The following is a 1721-nucleotide window of genomic DNA, read 5'->3' as shown; positions in this document are numbered from 1 at the left end:
CTATCTTTATTATCAATACTGGGAGAGCATTCAACCACTCGTGTGTATATTCCTATCCAAGAGTTTGCTTGACAAATATAACTCATGGACACTTCGTCGCATTTCCAACCTCTTTTAAACTATGCCTTACCCATAAGTGCTGAAATACCTACTATGATTGTATTCTAGAAAAGTGAATTTAAAGGAGAAAAATCATGCAATCATGGGCAGCAGAAGAACTAAAATACACTAATTTACCGGACAAACGATTAAACCAAAGATTGATAAAAATTGTGGAACAAGCAAGTGCGCAACCTGAGGCAAGTGTCCCTCAAGCAAGTGGTGATTGGGCGAATACCAAAGCCACTTATTATTTCTGGAATTCAGAAAGGTTTAGCAGTGAGGATATAATTGATGGTCATCGACGCTCAACAGCACAAAGAGCTTCACAGGAGGATGTAATCCTAGCGATACAAGATACCAGTGACTTTAATTTTACTCATCATAAGGGCAAGACTTGGGACAAAGGCTTTGGACAAACTTGTTCTCAAAAATATGTTAGAGGATTAAAAGTCCATTCAACCCTGGCAGTCAGTTCACAAGGAGTTCCATTAGGAATTTTAGACTTACAAATCTGGACCAGAGAGCCCAATAAAAAGCCCAATAAAAAGCGCAAGAAAAAGAAATCAAAAGGTAGTACCAGTCTTTTCAATAAAGAAAGTAAAAGATGGCTCAGAGGATTAGTTGATGCTGAATTAGCCATTCCATCAACGAACAAGATAGTCACGATTGCTGATAGAGAAGGTGACATGTATGAGCTGTTTGCTTTGGTAATACTACCCAACTCGGAATTATTAATTCGAGCTAACCACAATCGTCGTGTCAATCATGAGATGAAATATCTCAGAGAATCTATCTCTCAAGCTCCAGAGGCAGGAACATTAAAGGTTTCTGTGCCCAAAAAAGATGGTCAACCTCTCAGAGAAGCCACTTTGAGCATTCGTTATGGAATGTTAACCATCTCTGCTCCCAACAATCTTTCTCAAGGAAATAACCGATCACCGATTACTTTGAATGTGATTTCTGCTGTGGAAGAGAATTTCGCCGAGGGAGTCAAACCGATTAATTGGCTTTTACTGACTACAAAAGAGGTGGACAATTTTGAGGATGCTGTTAGTTGTATTCGTTGGTACACTTATCGTTGGCTGATCGAGCGTTACCATTATGTTCTCAAAAGTGGTTGCGGCGTTGAAAAACTGCAACTGGAAACAGCACAACGGATTAAGAAAGCTTTAGCTACTTATGCGCTCGTAGCTTGGAGATTACTCTGGCTCACTTATCATGGTCGAGAAAATCCGCAACTCAAGAGTGATACAGTTTTAGAGCAACATGAATGGCAATCTCTTTACTGTCATTTCCATTGTACTTCTATCGCTCCAGCTCAACCTCCTTCCCTTAAACAAGCTATGGTTTGGATTGCCAAATTGGGAGGATTTTTAGGAAGGAAAAATGATGGTGAACCAGGTGTCAAAAGTCTTTGGAGGGGCTTGAAACGTTTACATGATATTGCTTCAACTTGGAAATTGGCACATTCCTTTACCTCTATAGCTTGTGAGAGTTATGGGTAAAGCATAGATCTCCTGATGCATTAAGAACAGTAGCTTCAACTCTTTCTACATTGCCATTCTCTAACTCTACAGGTACAACCTGAATATTTAAATCATTATCCATTGTTTGATATA

1 protein-coding gene is annotated in these 1721 nt (G+C 39.3%); it reads left to right on the top strand.

The window, feature by feature from the left end:
* Window positions 1-194: 194 nt before the first annotated feature.
* The gene (locus HRT75_RS14740; protein ID WP_291188382.1) at window positions 195-1607 is read left to right on the top strand and encodes an IS4 family transposase; all 1413 of its coding nucleotides are present in this window, start codon (window positions 195-197) and stop codon (window positions 1605-1607) included.
* The last annotated feature ends 114 nt before the right edge of the window (window positions 1608-1721 follow it).

It is taken from the genome of Gilvibacter sp., from assembly GCF_013214815.1.
GTDB lineage: Bacteria > Bacteroidota > Bacteroidia > Flavobacteriales > Flavobacteriaceae > Gilvibacter.
This window is presented reverse-complemented; position numbering and strand designations above follow the sequence as displayed.